This is a genomic window from Marinoscillum sp., assembly GCF_040222955.1.
GTDB lineage: Bacteria > Bacteroidota > Bacteroidia > Cytophagales > Cyclobacteriaceae > Marinoscillum.
The window spans coordinates 1-20554 of record NZ_JAVKCA010000009.1 but is presented as its reverse complement, the minus strand read 5'-3'; the positions used below and the strand labels follow the sequence as shown (position 1 = coordinate 20554).

Sequence of the window (20554 nt, the reverse complement as noted above, 5' to 3'; positions counted from 1 at the left end):
TTATATCTATATGTATCTCAAAATTTTTCTTTCGTTTAGTTTCTTGGTGCTGATGACCGTGCTCCCATGGTCAGGAAATGCCCAGTCCAGATCCACCACCCTCTATGTGGATGCCAGCTATGCTGGAAGCACTTCGGATGGATCCTCCTCTGACCCGTACAAAACCATCAAAGAGGCCCTTGATCACCGTCAGTTGGAAGGACTGACCGGGATGGTGTCTGATGAAGAAATCATCGTTCGCGCCGGCGTATACGCACCGGATTCCAATGACATGATTGTTTTGACCCAGTACAATGGTGGGACTGGCAGCTATTGGCTTACCCTCAAAACGGAGGGTGAGGTGATTATAGATGGTGAAAACCTATACAATAAGAAGTTTGCCGCACTGATAACGATCACTTCTGCTGCCAAAAATGTACGTGTGCAGGGATTCAAATTGCGGGATCACCGATGTAACCAGAGCCTGGCCACTACAGAGACAATTAACGGCACCCCCACATTGGTAAAGGATACCAAATTTGGAATTCAGGTGGCCAATAGTGGTGAGAACATTGAGATCATTGACAATGAGATCTATGATTTCTCCTGGACGGTCAATGTGGATCCGATGAAGGATCGGCTGGATTTCTCAGCGGCAGAAATTGATACTCTGAAATCAGCAGCCCCGAATGATAACATTGGGCCTATCAGCATTGTGGGCACGGATTCACTTCCGCTACTCAATGTGGTGGTTAAGAATAACCTGATTCACCATGTGATTCCAGGCTGGACAGAGGGGATTCAACTCAATGGTCACCTCGATGGTTTTGAGGTTTCTAACAACACGATCTACGAAGTGCAAAACATCGGAATCGTGGCGGCTGGTCATTATACCTGGGTTCCGGACATACAGGGAGCTACCGTTTCTTCCGCTCAGAACTATGCAAGAAATGGGATGATCAAAGACAATAAGGTATGGAGCTGTCGCTCACCAATAGCTGCTGCGGCGGGTATTTACTGCGATGGTTCACAGAATATTACGGTCGAGAATAACGAAGTTTCTGATTGTCAGGTGGGCTTTTCCATTGGCAATGAAAACAGCGGCGTTCACTCCGGTGGTCACATTGTGCGAAACAACCTTTCATTCAACAACTCATGGACCGGCCTGGTGTTGGGTGTGCCTTCTGCCGCCAGTGGTAGCTATATCAACAATGTTTCGATTACGGGAAACACCATTTATGGCAATGGCGGTGTGACAGATACCTACCTCGGCAGTTTGGGTTCTTCTCAGCTGATTATTCAGAAAAACATTAAGAATCTGACCATCAAAAACAACATTGTCTATGCTACCACCACCAACAATCTGGTGACGTTTGCCATGGCATTTGATACCACGTCCTACTATAGCACGATAGTCTTTGATTACAACCTGTACTATACCAACTCTACTGCAGACCCTGCAGTCGGTATTTTCGATTGGTCGCAGTTGGGTAGTGGATATGATTCTTACGGTACTTTCGCCTGGTATCGCGTAAACCGCACAGACCAGGATGAGCATTCCAGCTTTCAAAGTCCGGTGTTTGAGGACATAGTGTCTTCCACGCCTGATTTCAGGTTGCAGTCTACATCCCCGGCCATAGATGCTGGTGACCCGGGCTATTCAGTAGGTACGGGAGAAACGGACATTTTCGGAAACGAGCGGGTCTTTGGTGATACCGTAGATATTGGAGCCTTCGAATCGTCCTCTGTGGCGGCTGGTGATATCGCTGCGACCATCGATGGGGTGAAAAGCGGTAGTGAGGGATATGATGCCCTCCAAACCGGTGTGACTACAGGTGTCTGGAGGAATATTCATGCCTATGACGATAATCACTTTATCTACATCTATGGTGAATACGAAGGTACCATGGCGGAGTACAGCATTTTTGTAAATACCAACTCCAACACTGGGTATGACTACATCTGGACGGAAAAGTCTGACTACTATGTGGATGGCACGCTGAATCTACTTAACAGATACGATACGGCGGCTTCACCCTCATGGCCATTCACTGCGGATAATTCAGTGATGACCATTCGCTTTGTGAAAACTGATTCGACCATTGAGGGCAGGATTCCCAAATACGCTTTAGGGATAGGGAGCACTGGTACTGTTGGTCTGGGTATAGAAGGACATACGAGCGGTTGGGCGAGTAGTTTGGGCTCCATCCCTGTGGAAGATGCCGCGATGGTTTACCTCACGCTGGATGGAGGATCGGATGCCGGTAGCCTGTCGATCGATGGCTACAAGAGTCCGGTGGAGAATTATTCAGCGCTGATTACCGGCGTAACCGGCAGCTCTTTCAAAAACATTTATGGCTACACCGACTCGGACTACGTCTATCTCTATGCGGAAATAGACACCTCTGCGCTGTGGGAGTACAATGTATACATCAATACCAATGGCGCTACGGGCTATCAGTATCTGTGGACGGACAAATCTGACTTCTACATAGATGCCAACTATAACCAGCTGAATGAATATACCGGGAGTGGCGGGTGGCCTTTTGAAGAGTCTACGAACTCTGCCGGGATCGAATTTGTAATGACGCCTTTGGCTGTGGAAGGCAAGATTTTGAAATCGCTCATCGGCGTGGGTAGCAGCGGAACCATCGGTATAGGACTGGAGGGGCACACCAAAAACTGGGGCGCAAGCCTGGGTGGGGTGCCTACCTCAGGAAGCATGGTATACCTGTCGTTGGCCGGTACGGGCTCACGAGTAGCGCAGGAGCTGATCACAGCGCTTTTGGAGGAATCTGCTCAGGCCCAGCTGGTCATGTATCCCAATCCGGCTATGGAACGCCTCACAATCAGTCATCACCTCAATGAGGACGGGCCTGTGTCTGTGAGTGTGTTTGGCCTGGATGGTCGCAGGTACTTGCATCAGGAAGATTTTCTGCTGAAGGGGAGCCACCAGCAGGTGCTGAATGTGTCCGGTTTGCCCAGAGGAATCGCACTGGTGAGAGTGGTCAGCGCATCGGGTGTTTCTACCCACAAGGTGCTGATGAAATAGACCTCTTTTAAGGTATTGTTCAGTTAAGTTTGAGTCACCCCGGTTTTCGGGGTGACTTTTTTTATTTAGGCCCCTAAAAATTGTACAACGCCTTTTTAGCTGATTTTCAGGGAGGTACGATTTATTCATGATTGGATAACAGAGAGGAAAAATCTTTGAACGCAGATTAATCTATAATTGCTGTGTGAATATGACGCAGAAGTCAAATTTTTTTAGTAATATTAATTAAACCAGCGATCTGAAAACTATCCGGACTCCATCCCGCCTTGGAAGGTTTCGGTAGTGACAGGATCTTATCCGTAACTCACTTAAATGGATATGATGATGAATACACAAGTACGAACAATTACCAAGGCGGACTACCACACAGAAGTACGCGATCTTGCCAAAGGAGAACATCTCCAGAGCATTGCCTGTATAGAAAAAATAATGGAGCATGCGCAGAAACTAAAGTCTAGCGGTTCGAATACGCAACTGGCCGAAGTGCGTCTGCAGATGCTTCAGGAGATGCTTCAAATTCATCAGGGACTTATGGCCTGAGAATTTTCGATTACTTCATTGTCAATTTACCTGTGAGGTCTTTCATTGGTGGACGTAATGTCGTGAGGTTAATGTCCGGCAAGGGGTGTGCCGAAGATGCCGACGGCAAGCTCCATCCAAACCAGTAGGAGTATAACCAGCAGGGCTATTGAAAATGCAATTCTGTAGGGAGTACTTTTCACTTTTCTCAGGATGAGATCAAAGGTGAATCCTGTACCCAGCAGGAGAATGGCTGCGATGAGAAAGTCGAATGCAGACCAGTTCACTTCATCCGTATATTGCATGGCGATGAGCGGAATCAGCAATAAGCATGCTACGGCCGATACAATTTTGATTGATCGATTGTTTTTCATGAGTGCATGGTTTGTCAGAGGTACACGTCAGCAGCAAATATAGCTTCTCATAAAATCTGTACTGTCCTTGATTTCAGGTTAATAGGTCACAATATTTTCTTGATGTTAGCGGTGTCTTAAGTGAAGATTAAATAATAGTGCCATCATGCCTTTCCGTGCCATTAATACCTCTTAATTCACAATTTTTGGGAAGTGAAGCAACTGCTATTTCTCATTGTGTGTTTTGGTCTACTGGGTTGTGACACTTCGTTCCCGTCAGAAAATTCGGTAGCTGACCAAAGCCTGAGTGCTTTTTTGGATCAGGCAGAGAAATATCAAAATTCATCACCGGATAGCACTGTTTTTTTTGCCAAAAAAGCCCTGGAGAAAGCGGAGTTTGCAGACAACAGAGCCGCTGCAGCATATGCTAAAAACATGTTGGCCACTGCCTATTTTCAGGTAGGAAGCCTGAACAAAGCCACGGAATTATTACATGAATCATTGGCTGTATTTAAAGAGCTGGGGATTAGCAGCAGGCTGGCTGTAACCTGTGAATTGCTGGGGCAGGTTTATATGCAGTCAGAAAATTACACTTTGGCAACGCTCAACTTCAATGAAGCCTTGCTGCAATATGAACAGTCCTCGGATGAAAAAGGAAAAGCCAGGATGTTGGGGATGCTGGGCCATGTCTGTGAAAAAACGCTGCGCTACGACAGTGCGCTGAGCTATCAAAAACAAGCGCTCAGCTATTTCATTCAAAAGAATGACAGCCTAAATCTGCCCGGGATTTATGACAACATAGGGAGTATATATGAAGACCTGGAACAGTATGACCTGGCTGAAGCAAACTTTAGAAAGGCATATCGAATCAATCAGCGGTTAGGGATAATCAATGACCTGATTATCAATACAAATAACCTGGGCGATATAGGCAGAAAAACCGGAGATCCGGCATCCGCTGTGGTTTACTACCACCAGGCAATGAACCTGGCTAAAAAGCATCATATTAAATACCAGCAAAAATCTGCCGCTAAAGACCTTTCCAAGGTCTATGAACTGACCAGGCAACCGGACAGTGCGCTGTTTTACCTCAATATAAGTCATGAATTAACCGAGGAATTATTCTCAGCCCAAATGGCCAATGAATTGGCCAATGCCCACTCAGTCTATGAACTGGACCAGAAACAAGAGCAGATATTGATGCTAAAAAAGGAACGGGCGGTATCCCGGCGGATTACCCTGATTGTCAGTATATCAGCCATGGCTCTGGTCGTATTGATCGCAGCATTTTTTTACCAGACACTCACCAAAGTACGACAGCAGCGGAGGCTACTGATTACAGAAAACGAGCTCAGTAAGGTGGAGCTGGTAAATACTCAATTGAGCCAGGAAAAGCTGGCTGCCGAACTTGAAAACAAACAGCTAAAGGAAGAACAACTTCAAAAGGAGCTGGGATTGAAAAGCAATTCATTGACCCGGTCTGCATTGCACCTGGTTCAGAAAAATGAACTGCTGGACCACTTGAGAGATCACCTGAAGAAAATCAAAAAAGCTCCGGAGGAAGATATCCCCAGGAAGGTCAGGAAACTCATCAAAACCATAGATCTAAACTTCAGCCTGGATGATGACTGGCAGGAATTTGAGTCCATCTTTCAACAGGTGCATACTTCCTTTTTCGATCAGCTCAAGCACGTTTATCCTCATTTGAGTCCTTCGGAAGTGCGCCTTTGTGCGATGATCAGGCTAAACCTGCACTCAAAGGAAATTGCCACCATCATGGGGATTTCAAATGACAGTTTGCGAATTGCGAGGTATCGGTTAAGAAAGAAGCTGGGACTCAAAAAAGGAGCGAACCTTTACAGCTTTATTCTGAACCTGGATTCACAGCAAATTAACATTTAAATCCCTGGATGACATCTACTTACCATCATGTGTTGCTCTTATGTTGCCTGGTGGTTTAAAGCTGTTGCCTTTTTGTTGTAGCTGGATTAACGATGGGGTAAAAGCAGATGATTACCCTTGTGTCATATCAATTCTACTAACGAACACATGAAATCATTAATTCTAACATTTATCACATTAGCAGCGGGTGTTTTGACTGTTTTCGGTCAGTCCACCCTCAAGGGTCGGGTCATTGATGAAAATGGCCTCGGATTGCCGGGAGCTACTATCCAGATTACAGATCTGGATTTTGTAGGGGGTATTTCTGACGCAGACGGGTTTTATATCATTACCAACATCCCGGCGGGGGATCACACGGTGAGAGTGACGTTCATTGGGTATGCTCCAATAGAGCAGGACTTCTCTACTTCTTCTGGAGTATCAGAATTAACATTGAATATGGAGCCTGGTGTGGTACTGGGTGCAGAGGTGCTGGTATTGGGTGATCGCCTGAAAGGTCAGGCCAAGGCACTCAACAGGCAAAGGACAAATGATAACATTACCAACGTGGTGGCCGCAGATCAAATCGGACGTTTCCCGGATGCGAACATTGGTGATGCGATGAAAAGAATCCCGGGTATCACCATGCAGGGTGATCAGGGAGAAGCCAGAAACATTGTCATCAGAGGACTGGCACCACACCTGAACTCGGTAACCATCAATGGTAACAGAATCCCCTCTGCAGAAGGAGACAATCGAAACATCCAAATGGATTTGATCCCTTCGGACATGATCCAGACCATAGAGGTCAATAAAGCCATCATGCCTGATATGGATGCTGATGCCATCGGTGGTTCTGTCAACCTGGTGACCAGGTCTAATCCATCCGGACAAAGAATCTCCGGAACACTCGCCTCCGGATACAATGCACTGTCAGGCAAACCAATATGGACTGGTGCCATGATCTATGGCGACAGAGCACTCAATGATAAACTGGGGTATGTGGCGAGCATGTCTTACAACAACCACAACTTTGGGTCGGACAACATAGAAGCGGAATGGACAGAAGGTGACGATGTGGATGCTTATATTGAATCATTTGAAACACGGGTATACGAGGTGCAGAGAATCAGAAGGTCAGCTTCACTAAACCTGGACTACATGTTCAATGAAAAGCACAAGATCTTTATCAACAGCATGTACAACTGGAGAGATGACTGGGAAAACAGGTACAGGGTAATCTTGGCAGATATGGGCGAACCTGATGCAAATGGAATTTCTTTTGCTGAGAAAGTAGAAAGAGAGACAAAGGGAGGTATTGATAGCGGCCGAAACAAAAATGCCAGGCTAGAAGATCAGAGGACAATCTCCACCTCTATAAGTGGTGAGCATCTCTTAGGAAATGCGGAATTGACCTGGATGGGTGGTTGGTCCAAAGCCTCCGAAGAAAGACTGAACGAAAGGTATGTGAACTATGTGGCAGAACCGGAAACCACAGTAGACGGTGAAGATGAACCATTGGGCATCCTTTTTTATCAGGACATTTCAAACCCCAGAAAACCTTTGTTTACCGGCGCTCCAAACGATGGCTCCTACCAGGTGGGAACCGACCTGTCTCTGGGAGGCAATGAGCTGTCAGATTTGTCAAATTTCGAATTGGATGAGCTGACAGAAGAAAACCAATATACGGAAGAAACAGATTTGAACGGCCGCATAGATTTAAAACTACCCATTGGAAATAAAGGGTTTTTCAAAGCCGGCACCCGGGTGAGAATCAAGAATAAGAAAAGAGAGAACAGGTTCTCAGAATATTCATTCCTAAGTGATGAGTTTGAAAGCCTCGATATGGTTCCGCTGCTGGAAAAGACTGACGATGGATTCCTGCCTGGTGAGGAATATGCTGCTGGAAGCTTCGCCTCCAATGAATGGCTGGGTGGCCTTGACCTGGGCAATGCGGGCCGATTCGAAGGGGAAGATAAGCCTGATGAATACCTGGCTGACAACTACGAAGCAAACGAAGTGGTAACGGCAGGCTATGTAATGGGAAAATACGAATTCAACACCAAATTCAGTACCATCGTAGGCTTGCGTGTGGAAAACACCTCCATTGAGTATACCGGGAATGAATTTGAAAATGAAGAAGACTTTGTGAGGGAAGTGACCAATAGTAAAAACTATACCAATGTACTTCCTAATGTGCACTTCAAATACAACGCCACCAACAACCTGATTTTCAGACTGGCATGGACCAATTCTTTGGCAAGGCCCAATTATTTTGATCTGGTGCCTTATGTGGACAATCGCATTGAGGATGAGGAATTATTCCTGGGTAATCCTGACCTGAACCCTACCACATCCATGAACATAGATTTTATGGCAGAGCAATATTTTGAAAGCATTGGTCTGATCGGATTGGGATATTTCAACAAAAACGTGGAACATTTTATCTATGTATCCGCTACTGAAAATGCTGCCGGATTTGATGTGTACCAGCCGCAAAACGGAGGTACAGGTACCATCAATGGCATCGAAGCCTCCTTTCAGCGACAACTGGATTTTCTGCCAGGTGCACTCAAAGGTTTAGGTGTCTATCTGAACTATACATTCACCGACTCTAAAGCAGAGGGCGTGGCCAATGAGGATGGGGATTTGCGGGATGACCTTGGATTGCCCGGAACAGCCAGAAACCTGTTCAATGCTTCGCTCTCCTACGAAACTAAGAAATTCATTGCCAGAGTGTCAATCAATTATTCCGGAGATTATGTGGATGAAGTGGGTGGCGATGCGTTCTATGACAGATACTATGATGAGCAGTTTTTTCTGGATGTGAATGCCTCTTACGCATTTACTGAAAACTGGAGATTCTTCCTGGAGGCTAACAACCTTACCAATCAGCCCCTAAGGTATTACCAGGGTATACAGGAGCGCACCATGCAGGCAGAGTACTACAACGCCCGCATCAATGCTGGTCTCAAATTCGATTTATTCAAATAGTCAGTGATCAGGGCGGTCGGTGCACGGCCGCCCTGACAGTTAAAGTTTTATAGATGAAAAATATAATTGGAATATTGTTCCTGGCACTGATAGCAGGTGCCTGTTCGCAACAAAAAACGGCAGAATCAAACACCAATGAAGAAGAAGCAACTTCTGATTCAGTAGTGTTGAAGCCCAGGTTTGTCACTTCAGCGGTCAATTACGACAGTGATGATCCCGCCATCTGGCTGAATAAAAAAGACCTGAGCCAATCCCTCATCCTTGGCACTGACAAAGATACGGATGGAGGCATTTTTGTTTTTGACCTGCAGGGCAATGAAGATACAACCCGTAGGGTGCGAAACATTCAGCGTCCCAATAACATTGAGATTACCTATGGTGTCCGGTTGGGCGATTCTCTGGTAGATATTGCCGTATTTACCGAGCGCGAAAAACAACAAATAAGGGTCTACAGCCTTCCGGAAATGCAGCCATTGGATAATGGCGGCATTCCGGTTTTTGAAGATTCTGAATTTCGGGCTGTGATGGGCGTCGGGTTGTACAAACCGACAGATACGAGTGTTCAGGTGATCGTGAGCAGAAAGGCAGATTCACTCTGGCTGGATCAATATTTATATCAGTACGATCTGATCCCTCAGGATGGCTATTTTGTGGGTAAACTGACCAGGAAGTTTGGACAGTTCAGTGGAAACGAAGGAGAGATCGAAGCAATCTGTGTGGACCAGGAGTCTGGATATGTTTATTACTCTGATGAGTTATTCGGGGTTAGAAAGTACCATGCTGATCCTGACATGGGTAACGACCAATTGGCTGCATTTGGTCTTGATGACTTTAAGGAAGACAGGGAAGGGATCTCTATTTACAAGACCGGCTCCAAAACAGGCTACCTCCTGGTTTCAAATCAGCAGGCCAATGAGTTTTTGGTCTATCCCCGGGAAGGAAAAGCCGGCAACCCCCACCAGCATGAGATCATTGCCAGGCTAAAAGTATCCACCAATGAAAGTGACGGCTCCGAAGTGAGCCATATGAATTTTGGAGCGCCTTTTGAAAAGGGGTTGTTTGTGGCCATGTCTGATGACAAAACTTTCCAGATCTATGCCTGGAAGGATTTGTTGGAAGAGATTGAGCGGCAGCAATAGCCATCAGATTTTCTCTATTGGTTTTTTTAAAAAAAAAGGTGGCTTGGTCACCTTTTTTTGATGGTGGCCAGGTACCAGGTGGAGCCCCCATAGCCGACAATGGTTTGTTCAGGATGGAAAATCAGCTAGATTTGGTAACGTTACAAGCGAGTAACAGCCATTGGTGGTTGATGTTCGGTTGTTGTATGCCATATCCATGAGAGTAACATTCATCTTATTATCCCTATTTGTAGTGCTACAGGGTAACTCCCAGAACTACATTCGAACAATTGACAGCTTAGACCCATGGGCCGGTCAACTTAAATATGATTATCAACTGCTATCACGGTTTGACAAGTATTGTCGAGCGAACAATTTACTAAGTGGTTCACTTGCTATGATTGATGCACGTGGTGACAACTCTTGGAACTACACAAAAGCAGTTGATCTTAACAATGACGGTTTACAAGATGTCGTTTTCGAAGGTCCAAGTGGCGGAGAACCGAATATCGTTTTCTTTTTCATCCAAACTAACTCAGGATTTGAACAAGTATTTGAAGTCATGCAAGGAATTTCAAAAGTCATATGGAAAGATGGAATTTTAGACAAAGTATTTGTGTCAACTCCAGGTTGCTGCGCAGATTTTCGACTGATCAATTCGGTTTATCAGGTCAACTACAATCATCAAAGCAGACCAACATTTAGCAAAATTTTTCAATCCGTTGAGGTGCTCGAGGAACTTGTAAAACCCAAAAACTTCTTTGATCAGCCAATTAAGTTTGTGGTGAACAACGAAGGTTATAAACTTCGCTTAGCGCCAGTTATTGACGATGATACAGAATTCCATTGGGCAGAGATTACGGGAAATACTTTTGCAACCCTAAAACAAGGAACCGTAGGAACTGCTCTTGCTGAACAAACGGATGAAACAGGACGCATTTGGTGGTATGTCACTATCGACTTGGATATGAACGTCCAGAACTGCATTCTACAAACTCCTAATGAATTCCCAACTAAGGTAATAGGATGGATTTCAAGTAGATACGTCACTGAAATTGAAGACTGAACGGCATACAACAGGCACTATCATCCATAAGCTTACTGAGCTATTTGCAAAGGCTGGTGGGATAAGATACTTTTATAGAAATTTGAAAAGTCCAGCTTTAGGATGATAGTTGGACGTTGTGCGTCACCTAAAAAAGGACACTGCAAATAAATGATATACATAATCGGAATAGTCATAACATCCTTCCTGTCATTTATTTTATTGAACAAGAAAGGGAAAAGCATTGCCGACAGAGTACTCTTCACATGGCTCTGTGTGATTCTGGTGCATTTAATTTTGTTTTCGATTATTTCCTCCAATGAATACTTGAAGACCCCTTACCTATTGGGACTCGAAATACCATTACCCCTTTTGCATGGGCCTTTCCTTTTTCTTTACACACTAGCACTCACCTCGGGACAACTTGCCAGAGTCAAAATGTATCTCCATTTTCTACCCTTTGCAATTGGATTCTTAGTAATCATTCCGTTTATAAGTCTGAGCCAGGAAGAGAAAATCATGGTTTACCTAAATGAAGGGGAAGGATTTGAAACCCAATCAACCATCATTTTTATTGGAATCATCCTATCGGGAATTACCTATACTATTTTATCACTACGGGCTTTAAGAAACTATAAAAAGCAGATTAAGGACAATTTTTCTTCTATTGAAAAGATAAACCTGCTTTGGCTCTATGGATTAGTTCTCTGCTTATCGTTCATCTGGGTACTCGTCTTCTTTGCTGATGATGAAATTATTTTTTCATCGGTAGTCTTGTTTGTGATCTTCGTTGGGTACTACGGCATTAAACAAGTAGGCGTTTTTACAAATCAACAAACGCTGGGATTTTATCCTGCCCCTACATCAAAAGAGCCTGGTGGGCAGGTACCCGAAATTGCCAAGTATGACAAATCAGCACTTACTCAGAGTCAATTGCGAGCCATCCATAGTGAACTTGTTCAATTGATGGAACAAAGGAAATTATTCCTTACACCTGACCTGACATTGAAAATGGTTGCGGAAGAACTTGACATACATCCAAACACGCTTTCTCAAGTGATCAATTCTGTCGAACAAAAAAACTTCTTCGATTATATCAATACATTGAGGATTGAAGAGTTTAAGGAACGTATTGCCATTCAAGACAATCAAAAATATACACTTCTGTCGCTTGCCTACGGATGCGGGTTCAATTCCAAAACAACTTTTAATAGAAATTTCAAAAACCTCACCGGCAAATCTCCTTCCGAATACCTGAAAGAGCGGAAAATAATGCCCGATAAACGGGTGTCAGCTCTCATGCAGTAGGTTCACTTTTCACAATGGTTTGATTGTCTATGAGTTAAAGCTTGAGAAAGCAAACCAATAAATGAGTTCCACTTTTCATATTGGGGCGATTGACAATCATTGAGCTCTGTCTTTTGCATCAAATTTAAAACTTGAAAAGTATGAACTTAAAAATTTGGACAGTTACAGGATTAGCTTGTGTGATGCTCATTTCCTGCGAACAGGAACTAGACATTCATGAACCGGGCAACCTGGTACCTAAAACTGTAGCAGAAGACCCCAACTTACCCTCCATATCGGTAAACGGGACAACACTTCATGCTGAAACCTACGGAAACCCTGATGGCTCCCTAGTCATTTTTCTGCATGGAGGTCCTGGATCAGACTACCAAAACGGACTTAACGTAAGGCAGCTAGCAGATGATGGCTACCATGTAGTATTCTATGACCAGCGAGGTACAGGCCTGTCTAAACGGCATGATAAGGATACTTACACTATTCAACTCTACTTAGACGACCTCACAGCGGTGATCGTACATTATAAGACTTCTTCCAGTCAAAAGGTGTTTCTCTTTGGCCATTCGTGGGGTGCTATGCTTGCAGCTGCATACATCAATACGTACCCTGATAGAATCGATGGGGCTATATTCGCTGAAGCTGGTGGATTTAACAAACAACTACTTGACGAGTATGGAGAATCAAGCCGAAAGCTGAACCTTTTTTCAGAAATAACAAATGATGTTCTTTACTACGACCAATTCCTGACCGGACGAGAAAATGAACACCAAATTCTGGATTATAAATTAAGCATGGCTTCAAGTTTTTCCTATGCAAAAGGTAATGATGAAGGTATCGAAGGCCCCTCTCCTTTTTGGAGAAATGGAGCTGCTGTTTTACAAGCCTTTATCGACATTTCAGAAAATGAAGGTTTTGACTTTACCACCAACTTAAACCAATATCAAACCAACGTACTCTTTCTGTATGGTGAAAATAACCAGTCATATGGTTTGAGCTTTGCCGAAAAGGAAGCGGCATTTTTTACGAATCCAAAGATTATTCAGATTGATGATACCGGGCATGAAATGATTTATTTCAGATGGAGTTCGGTCTATCCAGTGGTGCTTGATTATTTAAACTCATTCAACTAAATACAATGAAGGACATTAAAACTTTGATATTCATCGCTATATCATTTTGTATTTATCAAACAGGCAATTCACAAACGTTGAATTGGAATTCTTTGGAAGACTCAAAACATATGATAACCGCAGGTATTTTATGGGATTACAGTGTTTCGTATAGTTTGGGCTACGCGTACCAACTCAAAACCAACGTACCAGTAGTGCTGACTACTACATTTTCCATTCCTTCAGGCGAAAAGCTGTTGGATGACTTTAAAACCAAAGTCGGAGGACAGGTTGTGTTTTTAAATAAATCAAGTCTGAAAGGAAGCGTTGCTTTGAATGGAATCTACCGCAGATATGCAAATCCTTTGGTCAGCCTGCAAAATTTTGGAAGTGAGTTAAAGGGTACCTTTGGCTATTTCAAACCGAAATGGTTTGTAGCAGCAGAAGTTGGTTTTGATAAAGCCATTGTCACAAACTTTAAACATTCCGAAATCTCCAAGGAAACAATCTTTGCAGACGTTAAAGACGGTTGGTATGAACCTGCAACAGGAGGCAATTTCCAGTATGGCATTCAGACTGGCTACTCCTTCAACAAATCGGATATCACATTCAATATTGGCATGGTAACAACCCAGGACTTCAAAACAACTCCTTTGATACCTTATTATCTGATGCTGGGATATAACCACAGGATCAACTGATTCTATGCGAGAATAAAGAATCCGAAACCAAAAAAGGCGAACGTACAACATTGTATAGGGCCATGAAAAGCATCAGGTTTTGACTCCTCATGCTGGCTAGCTTCATCATGCCTGTTGGTGACAACACCAACAGGGGCAAGGGGTGGAGCCCCCATAGCCAACAATGGCTTGTTCAGGATGGAAAACTGCTAGATTGGGTAGGAGGTGGGTAGTAGCCGGGGGGTATTGGTCGGTTGTTGTGAGCAAGTAAAAAATGAGAAAAAGTTTAATAATATTGATTCTGGCAATTGTATGGCTTTCTTCCTGTGGGCAAAGAAGTAAATCAACAGCCGGAAGGGTTTCAATTGATCCGGAAGAGATAGACTTGGCCGAGAGTGATAATGGATTGGTATCTCCAATTCATAATTTAGATCAATTTATTTACACAGATACTTTGTATTCAACTTCCACTGGGAAAGGCATCACCATTCAAAACAGCCTTCCAAAAGGTGGAATGATTGAGCCAGGTGGAACTCAGTATTCTGACTCTTCTGGAAAAAGATACGCCTTTGCTGTGTTTTGGACTCGGATAATTAATGAAACTACTACCCCATTAGAACTTAATATTAGTTTTCCAGGTGATTCATTTGCAATTTTTACACCAGCAAACTCCTACTTAAAGCTGTTTTTACCAACCGATACATTTTCATACCATGAACTATCATCATTTAACTATGGTCTATCTGGTGTTAAATCCTTTTTAGATGCCAATTTTAATAAGCCAACGGAGTTACAAAAAACGATTGAACCCAATGAGGAGCATGTTTTTTACGTTGCAACACTCTCTTATCAGGCAGGTGGCACCCCAAGAGGAGCACTTATCTTGAAAGAGAGTGACCTATATTATAGCATGAGCTTAGCTCCAGATGGTTCTGGAACAGTTTATTGCGGAAAGATTGAAAGATGAAAAAGCCAGCTCACAACAAATGCTCGCCAAAACATCTGGAGGCTACTCCGAATTAACCATGAGATTCCGGTATTCTTCGTGCCTCAGAAACCGGAATGACCTTTTCTTCCCGTTCCGTCATTCCGTTTTTGGACTTCTTAACAGGCCTGAACCTGGAACCTCTGCGCAAAGGCGGGACGGCCCGACAGAATTCCGGGCGTGCGATGGCCCCGATACTGATCGGATAGGGTTGGAAGTGATCATTCTGTCATGATTTTTGGTTACTTTTCATCAAGGAAAAGTAACAGCCTACCCGGCTTGAGGGTATCCCCATAGCCAACAATGGTTTGTTCAGGATGTAAAATCAGCTAGATTTGGCAGGAAGCGGTTATCAACCTATCATATGATGAGGGAGGGTCTGCCCCCAAGAATCTTCAGTGCACTCTGAGTCCTGTATGAACTTTTTTTGACTGGATAGGCTTAAAGTAATAACTTTGTAATTACAATTAGACCATATGGAAGCAACAATCATTAAAATAGGGAACTCGAAAGGACTGCGTCTGAGTAAGCAAATACTTGAACAATATCACATCAAGGATAAAGTGGAGCTTATTTTGGAGGAGGATAAAATAATCCTCAAACCAATCGAAGCGCCTAGAAAGGGTTGGAGCGAAGCGTTTCAGGAAATGTCTCAAAATGGAGATGACCACCTCCTGATTGAAGATGTGTTTAATGACGAGGAATTTGGCGAATGGAACTAGATCAATACCGTGTGGTCCTGGTAAATTTAGATCCAACTATAGGGAGTGAGATTAAAAAAACCAGACCCTGTGTGATTATTTCTCCTAATGAACTGAACTTCAACATTAAGACCATTACGGTGGCTCCAATGACCACTCAATCACATAGCTATCCAACGAGAATCCAGGTCTATCAAAACAAGAAGAAAGGTTGGGTGGTGTTGGATCAAATTCGAACGATCGATAAACAAAGAATAGTAAAATCCTACGACAGACTTTCTTTGAAAGAAATCTCAGAGATTAAACGTGTAATCAAAGAAACCTTCGTGGATTGAATACCCTTGCGGTTCCAAAACATCTAGAGGCTACTCCGAATTACCATGAGATTCCGGTATTCTTCGTGCCTCAGAAACCGGAATGACCTTTTTCCCGTTCCGTCATTCCGTTTTTGGACTTCTTAACAGGCCTGAACCTGGAACCTCTGCGCATAGGCGGGACGGCCCGACAGAATTCCGGGCGTGCGATGGCCCCGATAATGATCGGATAGGGTCGGAAGTGATCATTCTGTCATTATTTTAGGTTACTTTTCATTAAGGAAAAGTAACAGCCTACCCGGCTTGAGGGTATCCCCATAGCCGTTTGTTCAGGATTGAAAATCGGTTAGATTTGAAATGGCTGGCAGCCAGGATTTTCAGCCGAATGTTGGTGGGATAATCGCAATGAGAAAAGAACTTCTTAACTTTAGATATGCTAACGAAGGAACAAGTAATTGGAGCAATCAATAAACTCCCTCAGGAATTTTCGATTGAAGAGGTCATTGATGAACTCATATTGCTCGAGAAGATTGAAACCGGACTTGCTCAGTCTAAGGCAAATAATGTTATTCCGGACGAAGAGCTTGACAAGGAACTTCCTGAATGGTTAAGATAAACTGGACTCAACAGGCCAAGAGCGATTTAATTTCAATCGGTGAGTACATTGGTCAAAATTCAAAGAAATATGCCCGAATTCAAATTCATCGAATTCGTGAACGAACTCGTCAACTGAGGGAGCATCCCAACTCTGGAAGAGAAGTGCCTGAACTAGAGAACCCCAGGATCAGAGAACTTATTCTGGGCAACTATCGAATCATTTATTGTATAGTATCAGATAAAAGGATTGATATTCTAACAGTGCATCATTCAGCTCGACTCCTGAGCTTGTAAGGAGTTCAAACAAGCAAAACTTTTGCTCACAAAATCAGGGCTCCAATAAACCAGAAGATTCCGGTATTTGTCCATGGCTAAGTATCCACTTCATGCCCTTCTTGGAATTGTCTCCAACAGGCAAGACCCCGCTAGCCGGCACATCTCCCCGATGGGGCATACACCTCTATAGCCAATAATGGTTTGTTCAGGATTTAAAAACGGTTAGATTTGGTAACGTTACAAGCGAGTAACAGCCATTGTTGGTTGATATTCGCACGTTACCAGCAATTTTCTGCATGACGAAAACAATCTCATCAATTCTGATCTTACTTTTTAACATCCTAACTCCGATTTGGGTGCTAAGCTTCTTTCCAACGCCATGTGGATATGGATTTTGTATACTGATTTACTACCCTATTATTTTCTTAACAGGTGGAATAAGTGCATTCATATATTTCAAGCTCATTGACCGAACAAGACTCAACAAGGCAATTTCGATTCTAACTCTCTTATTGATCGATGCATCCATTCTTGCACTAACTTATCCGAAGGGTGAATACCACCCGATAAATCAATGGAAATCAGCACAGGTCGCATATGAAAGGTATGACGAACTTTTACCCGAAGATCTGTTTGAGTCAATTGAAAGTAGGAATTTCCTATTAACTGCTGCCATTGACCATAAATTCAACATTCCTGACCATGTATTTGAACTTCACTGTTGCATCTTGGATAGCATAGGAAGTTGCGATCTAACAGTTGATCAATTTAAGTTTTACGTACTCAATGACTCATTGATTACCTCTAAAAGCAATACATATTTGAAACTATCGAACGGTATCGTTTCGGTTAATGGAACTTTTGACTCAACATCACTAAATCTTCGGTTTTCCACGGATGACTTTGGAATGTTTAAGAAGGAATATGACAACTATTCTTCTAACCTAGGCGAACGAGGAACTGGTATAACAGGGCTGTCAAAGGACACGGCTAATGTCCGACTAATGATTTGGAAGCAACCTGCAAAATTCGAATACAAATTCACAAAGAAATTCCAACAATGGCTAACGAACTAAAAAGCTGGTAACATGTGCTATGAATGAATGGGGTTTAATCGGTCAGGAAAGTTTGGTGGCACTTGGAAAGTCCGCCACAAGTTTTAAATTTAAATCAAGGCGTGGCTATGTGCGAGACGAGAGGTTTGTGCTTTCTAATCCCCACTCATCATAGCTGTGCGTTAGGAAGAATATCATGCGTACACTGATCATAATATTTCTCACGATTTTCAATTTGCTAGAAACGCATGCCCAAACCATCGATATAACAGGAATAGGTGAATACAAAATAGGTACAGATACTTCCGAACTCTTTTCCAAATTAACCGAATACGATCATACTGTATTTGATGGAATACACTACTTCTCTAAGAATAAACTAATTCACTTAATGGCTTGGACTTATGGTAACTCAACAATTAGAGGCCTAGGAACTGCCAATCCGAACTTTAAACTGGCTAACGGAATTTGTGTTGGAACACCTATACAAGAGGTACTGAGGTTCTATCCTAATGCTGAATACGGATATAGTATAGAAACAGGAGAAAACTATCTGGTTATTCTAGATGAGTACATTACAGTAGATGGACGTGAACGCACAATGATCCTTTACATAACTTCTTTGGACGATTCGAAAGACTTGGAGCTGAACACTGAATGCGGAAAACCAACTCAGATTTCTTCGAACTCTAAAGTTTCAAGGGTCGAAGTTTACAACTGGAATTAACTCTTCCTAACAGACGCTGATCGGGCATATGTCTCAGTGCTTTTTGGCCGATTTCATTGCAACTCGACTGTGAATCTGCCGCTGAGATATAGCGGTGTTTTCTGCCAGCTTTTGCTCCCAGGATTTTGGATTTTCAGAACGCAGTGCCATTTGGAACCGTTGTGAGCTTTGGCAGATTTCACTACTTTAGTACTATTCACTAGCTGCGGGACATACGCCCGATAGCTGGACGTTACCTTTCAGCCATCATCACTATGAGACATTTATTTGCAACTATCTTCTTAACGTTTTTCATCGTAGGAACTGCCAACTGCCAAACTCAAGCGGAGATGAACAAAGAAGCTGCAGAAAACTACAAGAAGGCGGACGCTGAACTTAACAAGGTTTACCAACAGATCATGAAGGAGTACGCTGACGACCCAACTTTTCTGGACGCACTTCGAACATCTCAACGTAACTGGATAACATTTAGGGACTCTGAACTAAAAATGAAGTATCCTGATCGTGAACCTGGATGGTATGGTAGTATTCAACCTATGTGTGTTTCATACTATATGGCCGAACTATCTAGCGAACGAACTACTAAACTCAGGACTTGGCTAACTGGAACTGAGGAAGGAGACGCTTGTGCAGGAACGATAAAGCCGAAAAGGTAACAGACGATATTGCGCATGGCCTTACTTAGTCTTCTGCCAAGTAACTGCTAAACATCCCCCTTATCTGCCGCCAAGAAACTGAAGTGCTTTCTACCCTCTCCTGCTCGTGGGAGTTTTTTATCTGTATGGCGCAGTGCGTGTCTGATACTTTGAATGCACCCCTTGGCCAGGCGCGGCAGATAAGCTACTTTTATCGGTATTAAAAAAGCTCGGAGGCCACAGCGCCATATCTGGGCATTAGATTCAATTTTTATGAGATACTTAATTCACTTCTTTTTATTCCTTTTGGTTTGCAACCTCTCTGTCGCACAGGATTACGAACCAACTCCAGAACAGATTGAGGCAAAAAAACGCTTCGAGAATGCAAAACAACAATTCTTGAACAATCAATTTGCTTACGTCCTAGATTATTATGATTCGATTTTAAGTGAACAGAGTTATACTCGCTTTGAAACATATAAAATGGTAAATGAGAGTTGTTCCAGACTAGCTGTAATTAACTCTGAAGACAGTGCTCTTTACTTGAACTTGGCAGAAGAAGCATATAATGAAGCCATAAAGTGGTATGGAAAAATGCATGTTGAAGAAAGGTGGGATTCGCTAAAAATCGAAATAAACAAGGAACCCGAAGTTTTTAAGATTGTGGATCAGCAGCCTGAATTTCCTGGAGGTATGGCTGCTTTTTATAAGTATGTCGGTCAAGAGATGAAATACCCTGAAGAAGCTCGAAGAATGGGAGTTGAAGGAAGAGTTTATGTGCAATTTGTAATTAATAAAGATGGAAGTGTCGATGCTGTTAACGCTGTGAAGGGTATTGGTGGAGGTTGTGATGAAGAAGCTGTTAGAGTAATAGCAAATGCCCCAGACTTTATTCCTGGAAAACAAGAGGGTGAACCTGTCTATGTTCGAATGGTAATGCCGGTTATTTTTAAACTCGCTGGTAAACCTTCAAAGAAAAAGAAGAAAAAGAGGGGTTAAAAAGAATCTAACAGACTATCATCCATAAGCTTACTGAGCCATTTGCAAGGGCAAGTGCGATCCGATACTTTTATAGAAATTTGAAAAGTCCAGCTTACGGATGATAGTTGGTCGTTACAACCCATTATGCTTCGAGCCACATTCATCACCATATTGCTAATTTCAACCTTTCAGACCTTTGCATGTCAATGTGCACGAGGATTAGGAAATTTTTTTTTGAACCAAGTCAA

General features: G+C 43.1%; 18 protein-coding genes. 17 read left to right on the top strand and 1 reads right to left on the bottom strand.

From position 1 onward, the window contains the following. The first annotated feature begins 10 nt into the window (after window positions 1-10). Both RIH33_RS07955 and RIH33_RS07950 read left to right on the top strand, forming a co-directional pair. Complete coding sequence (locus RIH33_RS07955; RefSeq protein WP_406650280.1) at window positions 11-3031, top strand: choice-of-anchor Q domain-containing protein; 3021 nt, start codon at window positions 11-13, stop codon at window positions 3029-3031. A 324-nt stretch (window positions 3032-3355) separates the two neighbouring features. After that, the gene (locus tag RIH33_RS07950) at window positions 3356-3571 is read left to right on the top strand and encodes a hypothetical protein (protein ID WP_406650279.1); all 216 of its coding nucleotides are present in this window, start codon (window positions 3356-3358) and stop codon (window positions 3569-3571) included. A 68-nt stretch (window positions 3572-3639) separates the two neighbouring features. Here the strand turns inward: RIH33_RS07950 and RIH33_RS07945 are convergent, their stop codons facing one another. Then, complete coding sequence (locus tag RIH33_RS07945; RefSeq protein WP_406650277.1) at window positions 3640-3924, bottom strand: hypothetical protein; 285 nt, start codon at window positions 3922-3924, stop codon at window positions 3640-3642. Between the two features lie 192 nt (window positions 3925-4116). On the opposite strand from RIH33_RS07945, the gene RIH33_RS07940 reads away from it, so the two are divergent. The 15 genes from RIH33_RS07940 (at window position 4117) to RIH33_RS07870 (ending at window position 20324) form a co-directional block, all read left to right on the top strand. Beyond that, window positions 4117-5805: a tetratricopeptide repeat protein gene (locus RIH33_RS07940; RefSeq protein ID WP_406650275.1), complete on the top strand. Its 1689-nt coding sequence runs from the start codon at window positions 4117-4119 to the stop codon at window positions 5803-5805. A 147-nt stretch (window positions 5806-5952) separates the two neighbouring features. Continuing rightward, window positions 5953-8778, top strand: a complete 2826-nt coding sequence (locus RIH33_RS07935; protein ID WP_406650274.1) for a TonB-dependent receptor — start codon at window positions 5953-5955, stop codon at window positions 8776-8778. Window positions 8779-8831: 53 nt separating this feature from the next. Then, the gene (locus RIH33_RS07930; RefSeq protein WP_406650272.1) at window positions 8832-9917 is read left to right on the top strand and encodes a phytase; all 1086 of its coding nucleotides are present in this window, start codon (window positions 8832-8834) and stop codon (window positions 9915-9917) included. 376 nt (window positions 9918-10293) lie between these two features. Continuing rightward, window positions 10294-10962, top strand: a complete 669-nt coding sequence (locus RIH33_RS07925) for a hypothetical protein (protein WP_406650270.1) — start codon at window positions 10294-10296, stop codon at window positions 10960-10962. Between the two features lie 324 nt (window positions 10963-11286). Further along, entirely contained in the window at window positions 11287-12249 is a 963-nt protein-coding gene (locus tag RIH33_RS07920; RefSeq protein WP_406658704.1) for a helix-turn-helix domain-containing protein, read from the top strand. A 140-nt stretch (window positions 12250-12389) separates the two neighbouring features. Further along, window positions 12390-13376: an alpha/beta fold hydrolase gene (locus tag RIH33_RS07915; protein WP_406650267.1), complete on the top strand. Its 987-nt coding sequence runs from the start codon at window positions 12390-12392 to the stop codon at window positions 13374-13376. A gap of 5 nt (window positions 13377-13381) precedes the next feature. After that, entirely contained in the window at window positions 13382-14056 is a 675-nt protein-coding gene (locus RIH33_RS07910) for a hypothetical protein (RefSeq protein WP_406650265.1), read from the top strand. Window positions 14057-14309: 253 nt separating this feature from the next. Continuing rightward, a complete protein-coding gene (locus RIH33_RS07905; protein WP_406650263.1) occupies window positions 14310-15002 on the top strand; it encodes a hypothetical protein in 693 nt (230 codons plus the stop codon). Between the two features lie 494 nt (window positions 15003-15496). Further along, the gene (locus tag RIH33_RS07900) at window positions 15497-15742 is read left to right on the top strand and encodes an AbrB/MazE/SpoVT family DNA-binding domain-containing protein (protein ID WP_406650262.1); all 246 of its coding nucleotides are present in this window, start codon (window positions 15497-15499) and stop codon (window positions 15740-15742) included. Further along, entirely contained in the window at window positions 15733-16056 is a 324-nt protein-coding gene (locus RIH33_RS07895) for a type II toxin-antitoxin system PemK/MazF family toxin (RefSeq protein WP_406650260.1), read from the top strand. Before RIH33_RS07900 ends, RIH33_RS07895 begins: the two co-directional genes overlap by 10 nt. Before the next feature lie 412 nt (window positions 16057-16468). Then, window positions 16469-16651 carry a hypothetical protein gene (locus RIH33_RS07890; RefSeq protein WP_406650258.1) on the top strand — a complete coding sequence of 61 codons (183 nt, stop codon included), beginning with the start codon at window positions 16469-16471 and terminating at the stop codon, window positions 16649-16651. After that, a complete protein-coding gene (locus RIH33_RS07885; RefSeq protein ID WP_406650256.1) occupies window positions 16639-16926 on the top strand; it encodes a type II toxin-antitoxin system RelE/ParE family toxin in 288 nt (95 codons plus the stop codon). The genes RIH33_RS07890 and RIH33_RS07885 overlap by 13 nt, the downstream gene beginning before the upstream one ends. Window positions 16927-18159: 1233 nt before the next feature. Further along, window positions 18160-18690 (top strand): hypothetical protein, encoded by a 531-nt coding sequence (locus RIH33_RS07880; protein ID WP_406650254.1) that lies wholly within the window; start codon window positions 18160-18162, stop codon window positions 18688-18690. 254 nt (window positions 18691-18944) lie between these two features. After that, window positions 18945-19346 (top strand): lysozyme inhibitor LprI family protein, encoded by a 402-nt coding sequence (locus RIH33_RS07875; RefSeq protein WP_406658703.1) that lies wholly within the window; start codon window positions 18945-18947, stop codon window positions 19344-19346. A gap of 252 nt (window positions 19347-19598) precedes the next feature. Beyond that, window positions 19599-20324 (top strand): energy transducer TonB, encoded by a 726-nt coding sequence (locus RIH33_RS07870; RefSeq protein WP_406658702.1) that lies wholly within the window; start codon window positions 19599-19601, stop codon window positions 20322-20324. Window positions 20325-20554 lie beyond the last annotated feature (230 nt).